13 protein-coding genes are annotated in these 14,732 nt (G+C 73.1%); 6 read left to right on the top strand and 7 right to left on the bottom strand.

Annotated elements, in window-relative coordinates; translation table 11 throughout:
- Positions 1-592: 592 nt before the first annotated feature.
- Positions 593-1,732: an NAD(P)/FAD-dependent oxidoreductase gene (locus ACOBQB_RS07650; RefSeq protein ID WP_423589815.1), complete on the bottom strand. Its 1,140-nt coding sequence runs from the start codon at positions 1,730-1,732 to the stop codon at positions 593-595.
- A gap of 360 nt (positions 1,733-2,092) precedes the next feature.
- Between ACOBQB_RS07650 and ACOBQB_RS07645 the strand changes: the two genes are divergently transcribed.
- The 6 genes from ACOBQB_RS07645 (at position 2,093) to ACOBQB_RS07620 (ending at position 7,089) form a co-directional block, all read left to right on the top strand.
- Entirely contained in the window at positions 2,093-2,893 is an 801-nt protein-coding gene (locus tag ACOBQB_RS07645; RefSeq protein WP_423590473.1) for a helix-turn-helix domain-containing protein, read from the top strand.
- Between the two features lie 295 nt (positions 2,894-3,188).
- Positions 3,189-3,581: a cell division protein SepF gene (locus ACOBQB_RS07640; RefSeq protein ID WP_423589813.1), complete on the top strand. Its 393-nt coding sequence runs from the start codon at positions 3,189-3,191 to the stop codon at positions 3,579-3,581.
- A 159-nt stretch (positions 3,582-3,740) separates the two neighbouring features.
- Complete coding sequence (locus ACOBQB_RS07635; RefSeq protein WP_423589811.1) at positions 3,741-4,919, top strand: AAA family ATPase; 1,179 nt, start codon at positions 3,741-3,743, stop codon at positions 4,917-4,919.
- Positions 4,903-5,286, top strand: coding sequence for a nucleotide pyrophosphohydrolase (locus tag ACOBQB_RS07630; protein ID WP_423589810.1), 384 nt, complete (start codon positions 4,903-4,905; stop codon positions 5,284-5,286). Before ACOBQB_RS07635 ends, ACOBQB_RS07630 begins: the two co-directional genes overlap by 17 nt.
- 181 nt (positions 5,287-5,467) lie before the next feature.
- Entirely contained in the window at positions 5,468-5,950 is a 483-nt protein-coding gene (locus ACOBQB_RS07625) for a DUF6099 family protein (protein ID WP_423589809.1), read from the top strand.
- 215 nt (positions 5,951-6,165) lie between these two features.
- On the top strand, positions 6,166-7,089 hold the full coding sequence (locus ACOBQB_RS07620) for an LLM class F420-dependent oxidoreductase (protein ID WP_423589807.1): 924 nt from the start codon (positions 6,166-6,168) through the stop codon (positions 7,087-7,089).
- A 148-nt stretch (positions 7,090-7,237) separates the two neighbouring features.
- On the opposite strand, the gene ACOBQB_RS07615 is transcribed toward ACOBQB_RS07620, so the two are convergent.
- The 6 genes from ACOBQB_RS07615 to ACOBQB_RS07590 all read right to left on the bottom strand — a co-directional run bounded on the left by ACOBQB_RS07615 (position 7,238) and on the right by ACOBQB_RS07590 (position 14,732).
- Entirely contained in the window at positions 7,238-8,089 is an 852-nt protein-coding gene (locus ACOBQB_RS07615; protein ID WP_423589806.1) for an NADase-type glycan-binding domain-containing protein, read from the bottom strand.
- A gap of 715 nt (positions 8,090-8,804) precedes the next feature.
- Positions 8,805-9,482: a phage tail protein gene (locus tag ACOBQB_RS07610; protein ID WP_423589804.1), complete on the bottom strand. Its 678-nt coding sequence runs from the start codon at positions 9,480-9,482 to the stop codon at positions 8,805-8,807.
- A complete protein-coding gene (locus ACOBQB_RS07605; RefSeq protein WP_423589802.1) occupies positions 9,479-11,458 on the bottom strand; it encodes a putative baseplate assembly protein in 1,980 nt (659 codons plus the stop codon). Before ACOBQB_RS07605 ends, ACOBQB_RS07610 begins: the two co-directional genes overlap by 4 nt.
- Before the next feature lie 6 nt (positions 11,459-11,464).
- Complete coding sequence (locus tag ACOBQB_RS07600; protein WP_127913130.1) at positions 11,465-11,878, bottom strand: GPW/gp25 family protein; 414 nt, start codon at positions 11,876-11,878, stop codon at positions 11,465-11,467.
- 138 nt (positions 11,879-12,016) lie between these two features.
- Positions 12,017-13,936 carry a VgrG-related protein gene (locus ACOBQB_RS07595; protein ID WP_423589800.1) on the bottom strand — a complete coding sequence of 640 codons (1,920 nt, stop codon included), beginning with the start codon at positions 13,934-13,936 and terminating at the stop codon, positions 12,017-12,019.
- Between the two features lie 46 nt (positions 13,937-13,982).
- Positions 13,983-14,732, bottom strand: a complete 750-nt coding sequence (locus ACOBQB_RS07590) for a LysM peptidoglycan-binding domain-containing protein (RefSeq protein ID WP_423589798.1) — start codon at positions 14,730-14,732, stop codon at positions 13,983-13,985.

The raw sequence follows: 14,732 nt of genomic DNA, 5'->3' as shown, positions 1-14,732 counted from the left end.
GGGTTCGGGAGGGGGCTGCGCCCTGGCACTCTACTGGTGCCCCCACCGTCCGCCGCACCGCCCTGACCGCCGCCGCGCTCACCGGAGCTCTCACGCTCGTCCTCGCGGACCGCGGCAGCGACCGGCGAGGGGGACGGTGAGGGGAGCGGCGGGCGCCTCGTCGGGCACCCGGACCGTCACGGACGCCCACGACAAGTCCGGGGAGGCACCGAGGAATCCGAAGAAGATCGTCACCCTCGGTGAGTCCACCCTCGACGCGCTCGCCTGTGGCGGCCGGTCGCCGTTCACCGAGTTGCGAACCGACCTGGGCGCCCCGGGCCTGAGAAGTGGGCCGACACCCTCACCGACGCGGACCGGGGGGCGCCGCCGAGCGCGAACCGGCCGCCGCCCCGGGGTGATGGACGGGCTCCGTGCTCAGCCGACTCTGTCGATCTCGGCGCGCAAGCCGGGCTGCGAGAGCGCGGGCCTCTTCCGCCTGGACGGCAGCTTCAGGAGGCCTCTCTTCGACGGCGATGTGGTCCAGCAGGGCGGCCTCGCGCTCGGTCAGCTCGCCCCGGTCCTCGCCGGGCATGGTCCCCTACTCCGTCAGTCCTTACGGACGGAGGCCGAGACGCATGGGACCGGGGTGGCGCATGGTCAGGACAGTGCTGCGGACGATGGCCTCTTTGAAGACCGCGGCGGCGCGTCCGGTGAGCATGGCTCCACGTGGGGTGTCGTCAGCGTGGGTGAACTGGGTGATGCCGTCCCGACGACCGAGGCTGATATTGGTGAAGGCATACCTGATGCGGGCCGGTTCGGGCTTGCGACCGGTCAGCCGGGCGGCGATGGCATCGGCCGCCTGCTGTCCCATGGGCATGGCAGTCTGGCAGGACATGCGCGTCTCGGCACCGTCCGCCGCGTGACCCGCGGCGGCGTCCCCGGCCGCGAACACCTCGGGGTGGGATACCGAGCACAGCGTCTCGTCGACGATCATCCGGCCCCGTTCGTCGACGGCGAAACCCGCTTCGGCCGCTGTCGCGGGCGCCCGGAAGCCGGCGGCCCACACGACGGCGTCGGCGGTGAACGTCTTCCCGCTGGCGCAGACGACCGCGTTCTGCCGGACTTCCGCCACCGAGGTCCGGGAACGGAGAGTGATCTCCCATCGGTCCAGCGCCTGTTGCACATGGTGCTGGGCCCGCCGTGGCAGCCACCTTCCGGCGTCGGCCGCTGTGTGCAGCTCGACCCGCAGGTCGGGGTAGCTCTCGGCCATCTCGGTGGCCACCTCGATGCCGGTGAGTCCGCCGCCCACCACGGCGAGGGCACCGCCGGACGCGATCTGGGCCACTCGCCGCTGAAGCCGCAGTGCCTGCGGGGCCCCGGCGACGGTGTAGGCGTGCTCGGCCGCCCCGGGCGTGGCATCGACATCGGCGCGGCTGCCCAGCGCGTACACCAGCGTGTCGTAGCCGATGCTGTGCGGCGCGGCCCCGACCTGGACCGTTCTGTGCGCGGCGTCGATGGCGGTCACATGGGCGATGCGGAGTTCGACACCGGTTCCTGTCAGCAGGTCTCGCAGGGGCAGGTCGCGCAGTTGCTGCCCGGCGGCGAGCTGGTGCAGCCGGACTCGTTCCACGAAGCGGTCCGCGGTGTTGACCAGCGTGATCTTCACGTCGGTTCGGCGCAGCAGCCGGGCCAGGCGCTTGGCCGCAGCCAGGCCGGCGTATCCGGCGCCCAGCACCACGATGCGGTGAGTCATGAAGCTCCTTGTTGTTGTCGGTTCCGGTCGGCGGCCGAACTGTCCGTGCCCGTGCCGACGGCCTTCCGACGCGGCCGGTCGGGACGTGCGCGGTGCAGGGCATCGAGGGGGGAGGGCAGGCAGGCGGTGATGAGCGCGACGGCGGCCCGACTGCCGGCCTCTCGGGCCTGCGGAGTCAGGATCAGCGTGCCCTCGACGATCTCCGCCGCTCCGCCGGCAGCGACGAGCCCTCCTGCCCGGCCTAGCCAGGGGGGTACCAGGCACCAGGGTGCGGAAGTAGCCAGGAACCGCGAAGCGCGCGATTCCCACCGCGATCAGGAAGACCGCCGACACCAGGGCCGCGATAACGTGCATGCCGTGATGATCTTCCCCACTCGCGCATGGGAGCTTGAACAAAACGATCGCCGGCTCGTCTTCGTCTCCGGCTCCGAAGCGACTCTGTTCGCCGAGACCCGCGCGTTCAGCGTCACTCGCCACTGCCACCCGGCATGGAAGGTCGTCCTGCCGATCGGCGGCCACGTCGAAGTCGGGGTGAGCGGGAGGCGTACCACAGCGGCGGCCGGCGTGATCGTGCCCCCTCAACTCGCCCACACGTGTGCCGCGTCGTCGTCCTACGTCGCCCTCTTCATCGACCCTTGGATGCTCCGTCCTGAACCGGGGCTCACATGCCTCGACAACGCCGCGGCACGGCGGTTACGCGCCGCACTGGGCCACGCCGACCTTCCTGACACCGGGGCCGACCTCGCAGCCGCCAAAGCCGAACTCACCGCCCTCACCGGAGCAGGACACTCCCTCGATCCACGGGTGGCCCACGCAATCCAGGAGAGCACCCGCGCCGACCCCCACGCCCACATCGGAGCCATTGCCGCCGAGGTCGGACTTTCACCACCGCGGATGCGCGCCCTGGTTCGTACGGCTGTGGGAATCCCGCTCGTGCGGCTGCGGCAATGGTCCCGACTGCGCACCGCCATCGCCGGCCTGCCTGATGAATCGGTCGCCGCAGCCGCGGCATCCGCGGGCTTCGCCGACCACGCCCACCTGGCCCGCACAGCGCGAACCCTCCTCGGTCGCGCACCTGCCTCCATCGGGAAGGGCACGCGTCTGAGCACGGCCAAGGCGGAGCCTTGGCAGAACCTGGGCGGTCCGATCCGGTACACATAGCGGCGGTCCACCCCCGATGCCGAATCGGCCCGGAAACCGCTGCGCGTTCCGGGTTCGTGAGCAACGACTTCAAACGCGTGGAATCGCACGAGGCGCTCACCGAGCTACCGCTGCCGTTCACGTGGCTGTTTGCCGGCAGGACGGCACAAGGCGTCGGGCTCGGTCTGACGGCGCTGATGAGGGGCGTGGCCCGGCCTCGGGGGAGCCATCCGTGTCGCTGTTGGGCTGAACGGGTGACTTGGCGTAAGAATTGGTCAGTGCAGACTATGAGTGCGAGCCAGGACGGGGTGGGCAAGTGAGTAGCAGTCAGCGCCACGACGTCACCGACGAACAGTGGGAAGGGCTCGCCCAGGTCGTACCGCTGCGCAGCCGCAACGAATGGCCTTCGTGGCCCGGACACAGCGCGCTGCCCGAAGCGGAGACCGAGACGCGCCGGCGGTTCGTGGTGATGCGGGTCAACGTCTTCTCGGACGCCCGCGAGGTCGCCGAGACGGTCATGTCGCAGATCCCGGTCCTGCTCGACCTGACGGGCGCCGAGACGGATGTCGCCAAGCGCGTCCTCGACTTCAGCAGCGGTGTGGTGATGGGCCTGGGCTGCGGCATGCACCGGGTCGACAAGAACGTCTTCCTCCTCGCCCCGCCCGGCACGGAGGTGCAGGGTCTGGTGGAGGCGGTGGCACAGCCTTGAGGCTGCCTCAGGGCTGCCACACGGTTGTCTCGGGGGCGCCTTGAGGCTGTAGCCCCTCGCGGAGCCGCCGTGGGGGAGCTTCGGGGGGAATCGCCCGATCGTAGGAAGGTCGGCTTGGCGGAACGGTTCGCCCCGTGCGATGCCGCTTAGCTTCCGGACATGACGGTGTTCTCCCCGGTGCCGGCCGCTCGGCCGCCGGCAGGCCAGGACCGGCCGCAGGTCACCGAGTTGCGGCTGTCCGCCTTCGCCCGGCATCGCGGCGCGGTCCTCCCCCTCGGCCCGCTCACGCTGATGACGGGCCCCAGCGGCAGCGGCAAGACCAGCGCACTGCGCGCGTACGAGGCGCTCGCGCGGCTCAGCGCCGGTGCCGAACTGGTCGATGTCTTCGACGACCCCGCGGCGTGCGTGCCCGAACGGGCCCGCGCCGACGGCCAGCGGCGCCGCGGGTTCCGCATCGGCTGCACCGTCGAGGGGCCCGCCGGGACCGTCCGGCTCGACCTCGCCGTCCAGGCCGAGCCGGAACTCCGCGTCGTGGGCGAGCGGCTGACCCGCGGCGGCCTCGTCCTCCTGGAGACGGCGCTGCGCGACCCCGGGCGACGCATGGTCCAGGCCGCCTGGCACACCGCGGGCACGGCGCCCGTGACCCGCGCCCCCATGCCGGACGACCGGCTCGGCACGGCGCTCGTGCCGCTGCGCGTGGCGGGCAAGACCGAGGGGCAGCGCCTGGTGCTCGCGGCGGCCGAACAGGTCGTGGTCGCGCTGCGCTCGGCGTTCGCCTGCGACCCGCGGCCCAGCCGGATGCGCGCCCCGGTCCCGGCGGGACTGATCGGCGCGGGCCGCCTCCAGGGCGGCTGCGACAACCTCGCGGAGGTGCTGTGGCGTACCCGCGCCGAGTGCGCGGGGCGCCACGCGCTGCTCGTCTCGGCGGTGCGCGAGGGCTGCGCGGGGCCGGCCGCGGACGTGTTCGCCGAGGAGGCGGAGGACGGTTCGGTGCAGGCCTTCATCGACCGCGGGGACGGCGTGCGTACGCCTCTCGCACGGCTCGGGGACGGCGAGTTGCGCTACCTCGCGCTGGCGCTCGTCCTGCTGACCGGCCCCGGCGTCCTCGCCGTCGACCCGGTGGCGGAGGTCCCGGAGGCGTACCAGACCCTCACCGTCCTCGCCGACGACCTCGACCGCCGACTGGACGCACGGCAGGTGAGCGCGCTCGGCGAACTGGCGGCGCGCACCTGCGCCCGCGGCCACATCCGCCTGGTCGGGGCGGTGCGCGACGCCGCAGGGGCGGCCGACGCCGCCGACGCCTCAGTGGTAGACCTGGGGCGTGACAGAACGACTTGATGTAGAGGGACTCCAGCGCAGACTGGCCCGGTTCGCGGCGGCCCGCGACTGGCAGCCCTACCACACCCCGAAGAACCTGGCCGCCGCGCTGAGCGTGGAGGCGTCCGAACTGGTCGAGATCTTCCAGTGGTTGACGCCCGAGGAGTCGCAACAGGTGATGCGGGACCCGGACACCGCGCACCGGGTCGCGGATGAGGTGGCCGATGTCCTCGCGTATCTGCTGCAGTTCTGCGAGGCCCTGGGAATCGACGCGCTGGCCGCGCTCGCGGCGAAGATCGAGCGGAACGAAGAGCGTTTTCCGGCTCCCGGGGGCGCGTCCGAGGGCGCCTCCGAGGGCGCCTCCAAGGGCACTCCTGAGGGTCCGTAGCACCCCTCACCGATATTTTCGTCACTCTCCGGAGTGGATGTCTTGTCCAATCTCGATTACTTGTCCACAGAATTCAGACCTCCCCTGGCTTTTCGCCCGGATGAGTATCACTCTGGGTAGTGGACAGGCGAGTTCGGGCGGACGTGCGGAGTGGGCGCGCGGGATGGATGGGGGGCTGCGCATGAACGCGATGCGGCTCATCGAGGCGAACCGGCGTGCGCTGGCGCGGAGCGAGGATCCGATCGGCATCGTCGTGGAGGTGTGGCAGTCGCAGGCGCTCGCGCAGGCGATCGGCAGCCGCCTCGCGGTCACGGGCCCTCCCGAGTTACGGGGCGAGGCGTTGGGCCTGAGCGAAGTGGGCGGCAGAGCCTGCGGACTGCTCGACGCCCCGCATCTCGGGACGGAGGACATCAGAGCCGCGCGGCTCACCGAGACCGGCGACGCCCACGCGGTCCTGGTCGCCCTCGACCGGCTCCTCGGCGAGGTCGGCATCGCGCTCGTCGGCGTCGCTATGGGCGCCGCCGACGAGGGGGTGTACTGGCAGTGCATGGAGGCGATAGACGCCGCCGACGAGTCGAGGGACCGGGTCCTCGAAATGCTGCGCAGGCTCGCGGTGCGGGACCGGGGCCTGCCGGAGCCCGACTCGGCGGCGGGGTGGGCATGAGACGCCGATGCGGCGCCCCTGCCGGGTGGTGGCGCCGACCTGTGGGGGTGGGCGGGGTGCCGGTGCCGGTGCTGGTGCCTACGTTCGTGGCCTCAACGGTGCCGACGTCCGTGCCGGTGCCGGTGCCGGTGCCGCGGTTTTTCACCCGACCGGGGCGGCCGTGAATCGGCGGAACCGGCGGGGCCGACACGCTTTCGACCGTGCAGGATGGAAACATGGATCTTCGAATCTTCACCGAGCCCCAGCAAGGGGCGACCTACGACACCCTGCTCACCGTCGCCAAGGCCACGGAGGACCTCGGCTTTGACGCCTTCTTCCGCTCCGACCACTACCTGCGCATGGGCTCCGTCGACGGGCTGCCGGGCCCCACGGACGCGTGGATCACCCTGGCCGGGCTCGCGCGGGAGACCAAGCGGATCAGGCTGGGCACCCTCATGACGGCCGGTACGTTCCGCCTGCCCGGCGTCCTCGCGATCCAGGTGGCGCAGGTCGACCAGATGTCCGGCGGCCGGGTCGAACTGGGCCTGGGGGCAGGCTGGTTCGAGGAGGAGCACAAGGCGTACGGCATCCCCTTCCCGAAGGAGAAGTTCGCCCGCCTGGAGGAGCAGCTGGAGATCGTCACCGGCCTGTGGTCCACGGAGGCCGGCCAGACCTTCGACTTCGACGGCAGGCACTACCAGCTCACCGACTCCCCGGCCCTGCCCAAGCCCGCACAGGCCAAGGTGCCGGTGCTCATCGGCGGCCACGGCGCGACGCGCACCCCGCGCCTCGCCGCGCGGTACGCCGACGAGTTCAACATCCCCTTCGCCTCGATCGAGGACAGCGAGCGCCAGTTCGGCCGGGTCCGCGCGGCGGCCGAGGAGGCCGGGCGCAAGGGCGGCGACCTGGTGTACTCCAGCGCGCTGGTGGCCTGCGTCGGCAAGGACGACGCGGAGGTCGCCCGCCGTGCGGCGGGCATCGGCCGGGGGGTGGACGAGCTCAAGGCCAACGGCTTGGCGGGCTCCCCGGCCGAGGTCGTCGACAAGATCGGGCGGTACGAGGCGATCGGTGCGAGCCGTATCTACCTCCAGTGCCTGGACCTCGGCGACCTGGACCACCTGGAGCTGATCTCCTCCCAGGTGCAGTCGCAGCTGTCCTAGCCGCCGGCCCGGTCCACGTGACGGCCCCCAGTCGTGGCCGCCGGGCGCACCCCCTCCGGTGCCCGGCGGCCACTCCCGTGGCCGGTCGCGGTCCCTACCGCCCGGCCGAGCGGTCCCTGCCTGGCCGGGCGGCTCCTGCCCGGCCGAGCTACTGCCTGGCCGAGCGGCCGAAGAACTCCAGCTCGGCGATGGCCACCTGGCGGTTGTCGGCCGCGCCGTACGCGGAGCGCAGGATCAGCCGGGCGCTGACCGCGTCCCGTACGCGTACGTCGATCTTCTGGACGCCGCCGTCGTTGATCCGGCGGTGCATGGTGTGCTCCTTGCCCGCGGAGTCGCTGACCACCAGGTCGAACTCCATCGGCCTGGCCTGCTGGGCGGCCTGCGCGGTGCGGGGGGAGGTGCCCGGGGTGATGAGCAGGTTCAGTAGGTCGGTGGGCTGGCCGAATTCGGCCTGGATCCACTGGCCCGCCGAGTCGCCCGCGTAACCCGTGCCCCACCAGGTGTTGGAGTAGCTGTCGAAGGCGAGCTTCGCCGCCTGCTTGGGGGCGGCGTGCGAGGCGCTGTAATCGGTGGGGTGCACGGGCACCCGCTTGGCGAAGTGGTCCTGCACGGCCCGCGCGGCCGGGGGCCCGCCGAAGATGCCGCCGATCACCAGGCCGGCGATCACCGCGACGCCCACGGCGCGGGCGATCCACCGGGTGCGGTCCCGGTGCAGACGCGGCCGCTGACCGGCGTACGGGCCTTCGGCGGCCGGGGCGGCGGAGTCCTTCAGGGGGGTGGTGCAGCTGCGGCAGAAGTGGCGGCGGGCGGCGTTGGGCGTCCCGCAGCCGCGGCACGGCGCGCCGGACTCCGGTTCGACCGGCACGACGGGCTGCCGTACGCGCGGGCGCGCCGCCTCGGGCCTGCCCGGCAGTACACCTCCCGGCGTCTCCGCGGGCGCGGCGGGCTGGGAGGCCTCCGGCACGGGGACGAGCAGCGAGCGGATGGCGGTGTCGGACATCCCGGAACCGGAGGACGAGCGGGGCGGTGCCGTCCCACCGGAGGGCGAGTTGCCTGCGGGTGTGCCGCCGACCGGTGCGCCGTCGGACGACGAGCGGCCCGGTGCCGAGCCGCCCGACGCCGGCCCGCCCGCCGCCGACCTGCTCGACGGCGAGCCGCCCGCGGCGCCGCCGGTGGGCTGCGCCGGGCCGGTCGTCGGGAGCGGGACGGTGGTGTCGGTGGCGCCCGTGGTGGGAGCGGGCGCGGAGGTGGAGGCGGCGGCGGTGCCGGACCCGGGCCGGCCGGGGTGGTCGGGGCGGGCGGTGAGGCGGCAGGGGAGGCAGAGGGTGTCGCCTCCGGGCGGGCGGCCTCGGCCCGGGCCGCCGCACCGGCCTGCCCCGTCCCGGCACCGGCCTGGCCTGCTCCGGCACCGGCGTGGCCCGTCCCGGCACCGGCCTGGCCCGCTCCGGCACCGGACTGTGCCGTGCTGTTGGTCTGGTGCGGCCGGGGCGGAGCGGGACGGGTGGGCGTGCTCGGGGTCGCGGGGCCGTCCTGGGCGGCCGCGTTCACCGGGCTCGCCGGGGTGTCCCAGCGGAGGAAGGCGCCGCAGGAGTCGCAGAAGGACTGTCCCCGCTGCCGGGCGGGGGTGCCGCATTCGGGGCAGGAAGACGTAGCGGGCGTAGAGGAAGGGGAGTTGGGCATCGGGTCCGTCTCAGGCTGCTCGGGCTGCTCGGGCATCAGGTTCCTTCAGGGGAGGGCAGGGCGGTCACCTCGGCCGTGAAAGGGAGGTGTGCGGGGCGGGCCGCGGCGACCACGGACCGCAGGCGGTAGGGGTCGACCGCGGCCGGGTCGGGCACCCGCAGGGTCACGTGCAGGGCGGGGCGCGAAGCCCCGGGGAAGGGGCCGAGGGGACGTGCCGACCAGGTCGCGCCGCCGCTCTCGGTGATCCGCGGCCGTACGCCGAAGGCCAGTTCGACGGCGGCGGACAGGCCGCGCCGGGTGCCGCGCACGCGGTGCAGCGCCACGGCGGAGGCCACCGCGTGGCGGCGCAGCGGCAGCGGCTCGGTGCCGTCCAGCTCCGTGCCGACCCAGTCCGTGAGCCAGCCGAGGAAGTCCTCGGGCGCCAGGGCGGGCGTGAAGTACGCCTCCAGACAGTCCAGGACGGTGAAGACGGGCGCCAGCACGATGTCGAGACCGGAGACGAAGCGCAGCGCGAAGTCGTCGTCGGCGAAGACCGCGGGCAGCTGCTCGTCCAGCGGATGCGCGGAGACCAGCGCGGGCAGCGATCCGCGCCGCGAGCCGCCCCCCGGCGCCACGGCACCGGCCCCCGGCCCCGCTGAGCCGCCGCCTCCACCCTTGCGCAGCATCGCGGGCCCCGGCCCTGCCGACACCGGCCCCGCAGACCCCGCCGTCATCGCGCCTCGATGACACGCACGCGGTGGTCGAAGGGGAACAGCAGGGCGGACGGGCCGAGTTCGATGCGGTCGGTGGCGTCGCCCCGGCGGCCCGTGAGGGGGTCGGCCGGATGCAGGAGGACCTCGTCGACCAGTTCCACGCCCGGCACCCGCTGGAGCGCCGCGAAAATCTCACCCGCCCGCAGCGGGCGCCCGAAGGGCCAGCCCGTGCCGTGCGCCCCGCCGGTCAGCGGGTCCAGGTAGGCGTAGAGCGCGTCGAGGGCGTCGGCCCGCACCCGCTCCGCCTGGGCGGCGCGGAAGGAGTGCAGCGTGGCGACGACCGTGACGCCCTGGTAGAAGGGCGGCCCGACCGCGAGCCGGGTGCCGATGGGGCGGCGGTCGTCGAGGAAGTCCGTGACGCGGGCGAGCAGTTCGTCGCCCGGGACCAGCTGCTCGAAGCGGAGCCGGCCGCCGCGATCCGGCACGGCCTGGGGGACGACGAGGACCCGTACCGCGTTGTCGCCCGCGTCCGCCGCGTCGGCGGCCAGGCAGTGGATGCGGGCCGTCTCGGGCGCCGCGCGCCGCGCCAGCTCCTCGTAGTCGCGCGCGGTGACCGCCCGCTCCTGGGCGCGCAGCGCGATCGGCGCGCGGACCTTGGCCTCCTGCACCGTCTCGCCGTCCACACCGCCGCGCGCCGCCTCGCGGTTCTCCACCCGGGCGACGTACGGGATGGAGCTGCGCAGCACCTGGATCGCGCCGCGCGCCACATTGCCCGCGCGGCCGCCGCCGGTGCGGTAGCGGGTGGCGCGCAGGGCGGCGCCCTTGGCGGGGACCGCGCCGAACTGCCGCAGGGAGCCGTCGGGTTCGCGGACCGCGGGGCCGAAGGCGATCTCGCCGGTCGCCGCGTCCAGCGTGACGTGCCGGTCGTCGGGGCCCGACGCCGCGAAGTGGTCCACGACCTGCCACTCCTGCCAGCCCGCGCCGTCCTCGTCGGAGCCCCCGGCGCCCTCGGAGACCTCCAGGACGAGCGGGGGCCGGTCGGCGACGACGGGGGCCTGGGCGAGCCGGACCCGCTGGCCGGGCACGCCCGTGGAGTCGCCCAGCAGCTCGTCGCGCACGACGTCGGCGTGCGCGACGACCGTCGTACCGCCGATGGTGAACGCGGATGCCGCCCGCACGGTCGGCGAGGCGCTGTAGAACGGCTGCCCCTGGGCGGCCTCGACGACCCGGCACCGCACCCAGCCCGCCTCCTGCCGCCCCACCCGCGAGACGACGTGCCCCGCCGGGATGTGCAGGACGACGTCGCCGGGCCGGTTGAGGCCGCCGGTGGAGTCCTCCTCCACCTCGCACTCCGTCCAGCCCTCCGCGGTCCACGCCTCCCACACCAGCGGCGGCTGGCGCGGGTCGACACCGACGCCGTCGACGCGGCTGTCCAGCTGGAGCACGGCCACATTGCGCGGCACGGCGGCGCTGAGCCCGAAGAGCAGCGTGTCGCCCGGCCGCGGGGACTCGGCGAAGACACCGACGTCACGCCCGCCGAACACGTCCTGCCCGCAGTCCTGCGGGGTGCCGCCCGCCTCCTGGCGCAGCACGGCGTCCAGTTCGCAGGGCACCACCGTCAGGTCCGCCTCGGTCGCGAAGGCCACCGCCTCCTCGGTCTCGGTGCGGCTGGTGGCCACCTCCGTCCCTGCGGGCAGCACCACCGGCTCCGGCTGCGGCGCGGAGAGCCAGAAGGTGACGTCGGCGCGGGCCGCCGAGGGCGGGAAGAGGGTGACACCGAGCAGGTCGAGGAAGGCCAGGTGGTTCTTCTCGGGCACGCGGTTGAGGCGGTAGACGATCTGGTCGGCCATGTGCGCGACCGCCTCGACGAGGGTGACGCCCGGGTCGGAGACGTTGTGATCGGTCCACTCCGGGCAGCGCTGCTGGATGTAGCGCTTGGCGTCGTCGACGAACTGCTGGAAGCGCCGGTCGTCGAGGTGGGGTGCGGGCAGGGCCATCGGACTTCAGACTCCGCTCTCTGATTCCGTGGACGGGATCACGTAGAAGGGGAAGACGAGGCTGCGCGGGTTGTTGGTGCCGCGCACGGTGTAGCTCACGTCGATGAACAGGACGGACGGGTCGTCGGGCGCCGGGGTGACCTCGACGTCCAGGACCTCGATGCGGGGCTCCCACCGGTCGAGCGAGGACCGCACCTCGTACCGGATCCGGCCCGCCGTCGCCTCGTTGACCGGCGCGAACACCAGGTCGTGCACGGCGCAGCCGAATTCGGGCCGCATCGGGCGCTCGCCGGGCGCCGTGGCGAGCACCAGCCGGATCGACTCCTCGATCTCGCGTTCGCGGCGGGCCAGCGCGATGCCGCCGCCCGCGTCCGTGCGCAGCGGGAACGTCCAGCCCGCGCCGACGAACTGCTCACTCATCCCTGCCACCCTCCCGGAACGGAACGCACCGCATGTCTGTCGCCCCCCTTTGAACGCACCGCATGTCTGCCGCCCCCCTTTGAACGCACCGCATGTCTGCCGCCCCCCTTTGAACGCACCGCATGTCTGTCGCGCCCCCTAGAACGGAATGCCGTTGCGCAGGACGGCCGGGGCGCTCAGCGCGACCGTGGCCGGCGAGCTGATGGCCGCCGCCGCGCCCGCGTTGACGGCCACCGCGCCGACCGCGCTGACGGTGACCGCGCCGACCGAGTTCACCGCGATCGCGCCCGCCGACTTGAGGCTGACGACACCGGTCGCGTTGATGTCGGCCGCGCCGCCCGCGACGACGCCGAACTTCGCGCCCGCCTTGATGTCCACGGCGCCGCCCGCGCTCATCGTCAGCGAGCCGCCCGCGGTCAGCGACAGGTTGCCGCCCGCCCTGATGCTGACGTTGCGGGTGCCGGAGATGGACACCGAGCCGTCGCTGCGGATCGTCACGCTGGTGCGGGTCTCGTCCATGTGGACGGTGAGCCGGCCGTTGCCCGTCTGGAGCCGGATGCCGCTCTTCATACGGGACTTGGCGTCGATCAGCTCCACGGTGTGACCGCTGCGCGAGGCCAGGGAGCGCCAGTTGACCCGGCCGCTGGTCGGGTCGATGGGCTGGAGCCCGTCCGTGTTGGGCGTCGGCTTGTCGACGCCGTTGTACAACCCGGCGAGTACGTACGGGTGTTCAAGCGAGCCGCGGTCGAAGGCGACGAGCACCTCGTCGCCGACCTCGGGCAGCATCAGGCCGCCGCCCCGCACACCGCCCAGCTGCGCGATGCGGCACCAGTCGCTCTCGTACGTCTGGGAGAGCCACGGGAAGCGCAGCTTGACGCGGTTCAGCTTGAGCGGGTCCTTGGCGTTGCTGACCAGGGCCATGGCGACGCCCGGCATCGGCGGGGCCGCGTCGGCGCCCCCGGAGGCGAGACCGTACAGCGAGCGGAACTGCCGCCCCGACACCGTCAGCCAGGTCATGAACTGCCGCCCGGATTCGAAGACATGACGCACACCGGTCGCCGTGTACTTCCCCTCGAAGGGGAAACCGGCGCCCTTCAGAGCCACGGGCTGCCCCGGCCTCAGATCCGGGTTGCCGGTGACCGCGACCTCCAGCTCCGCGAAGGAACCGGCCGCGTCGTCCGCCAAAGCCTGGGCCGCGTGCCGGACTTGGGCCTGCGTGGTGTACGGCGTATGCGTACTGGTCAGTTCGGCCTTGCCGAAGGGCCGCGAGAGCTGGGCGGGCGTGATGTCGGCGACGATGTCCTTGCTGCTGATCGCCGGCGACCGCGCGGACAGCGGCCGCTTGGCCCGCATGTCCCAGCCGCGCGCCTCCGCCGTGGAGACCTGCCCGGCGGCGGTCACCGCGACGCGGCTGTGCAGCGCGTTGTGCCCGAATTCGAGGACGTACGGGTTCTGCGCGGCGGGCGTCGTGTCGGCGGGCGCGCCCGCGGCCGGCGCGAGCCTGGCGAAGCACAGCTTGCCGGTCTCGTCGAACGACAGATGGGTGTCGTTCTCCTGGGCGAGGCGCGACAGGAAGTCCCAGTCGGTGATGTTGGGCTGGGTGGCCAGTTCGTACACGGTCGGCGTCGCGTCGATCTTGCCGAGCTTGAGGCTGTTGAGGGCGGCCACGCGGCGCACGATGTCGGAGGCCGTCATGTTCGGGAAGCCCTGCACGCGGCGGTTGCGCAGCAGCCGGTGACCCGGGTCGTAGCCGCGTACGACGAGGGACTTGCCGCCCCCGTCGGCGTCCACCTCCAGCGCGGTCACCTCACCGGTCAGCATCGGCTTGCCGCGCACACCGTCCGTGAACGGGCACAGCACAGCCTTGGCACCCACCTTGATCTGCGGGAACTTCTCCAGAATGTCGCCGCCCGCGTCGGTGAACGTGAGCTGGAAGGCGGACGGCACGTTCACACTGGAGTCCACCCAGCCCTCGACGAGCAGCGCCGCCAGCTTGTCCGGCAGGACGGAGCCGCCGATCTCGGCGTGCAGGACGCTCGTGTACGTCTTCTCGCTCATCGCGTGTACGTCTTCTCGCTCTGGTCACTCAGGTCACTCAGGTCACTCATGCGGACTCCATGTGCGCAGGCGCGGGGCGGGCCTCTTCGGCGGCGGGCAGCAGCAGTTCGGTGCCGGGTCTCAGCCGCATCGGGTCGTCGATGTCGTTCGCCTCGGCGATCAGCCGCCAGCGGGTGGCGTCGCCGTACTCCCGCCAGGCCAGCGAGGCCAGCGAGTCACCGGCCACCGTGCGGTGCACGCGGCGGGCGGAGAGCGCGCCGGACGTCGGGTTCTGCCCCTTGGTGGGCATCGCCACCTCGGTGAGCGACAGCGAGCACGTCGCGCGGATCGGCTCGCCGGTCGGATTGAACAGCGTGTACGTCGCGCTGACACTCGTCACGTACGCCACGAACTGCACGGTGTTGAACGACCCCCAGGAGAACCGCACCCAGGGCGGCGAGGGCCGCTTGGAGGTCGCGCTCTGCGGCGTCACCTCGCAGCAGGAGAGCAGCAGCTCCACCTGCTTCTGCACCTTGCCGGAGTTCGGCGTCCCCGAGGAGTCGAGGAAGACCTCCAGCTGGAGCGTGGCGGGCACGGACCCGGTGAACTTCGGCGGCGCGCCCCGCATGTAGGCCACCGCGGGCTGCGTGCGCCACTCGGCTGAGCGGCCCATCTGGAGCTGCGTCGGGTTGAACTGGAACTCGACCTCGCCGATCTTCCCGCCCAGCGAGCCGCCCAGATCGGTGGGCGGCTGGTGGATGGCGAGCGCGGCCCGTACGAGGCTCGCTCCCGCCTTGCCGCCGGTCGGCGCCGCCAT

The sequence above is a fragment of the Streptomyces sp. G5(2025) genome (assembly GCF_049542075.1).
Classification (GTDB): domain Bacteria; phylum Actinomycetota; class Actinomycetes; order Streptomycetales; family Streptomycetaceae; genus Streptomyces.
Note: the sequence above shows the minus strand (reverse complement) of the source record. Positions and strands in the feature narration are given on the sequence as shown.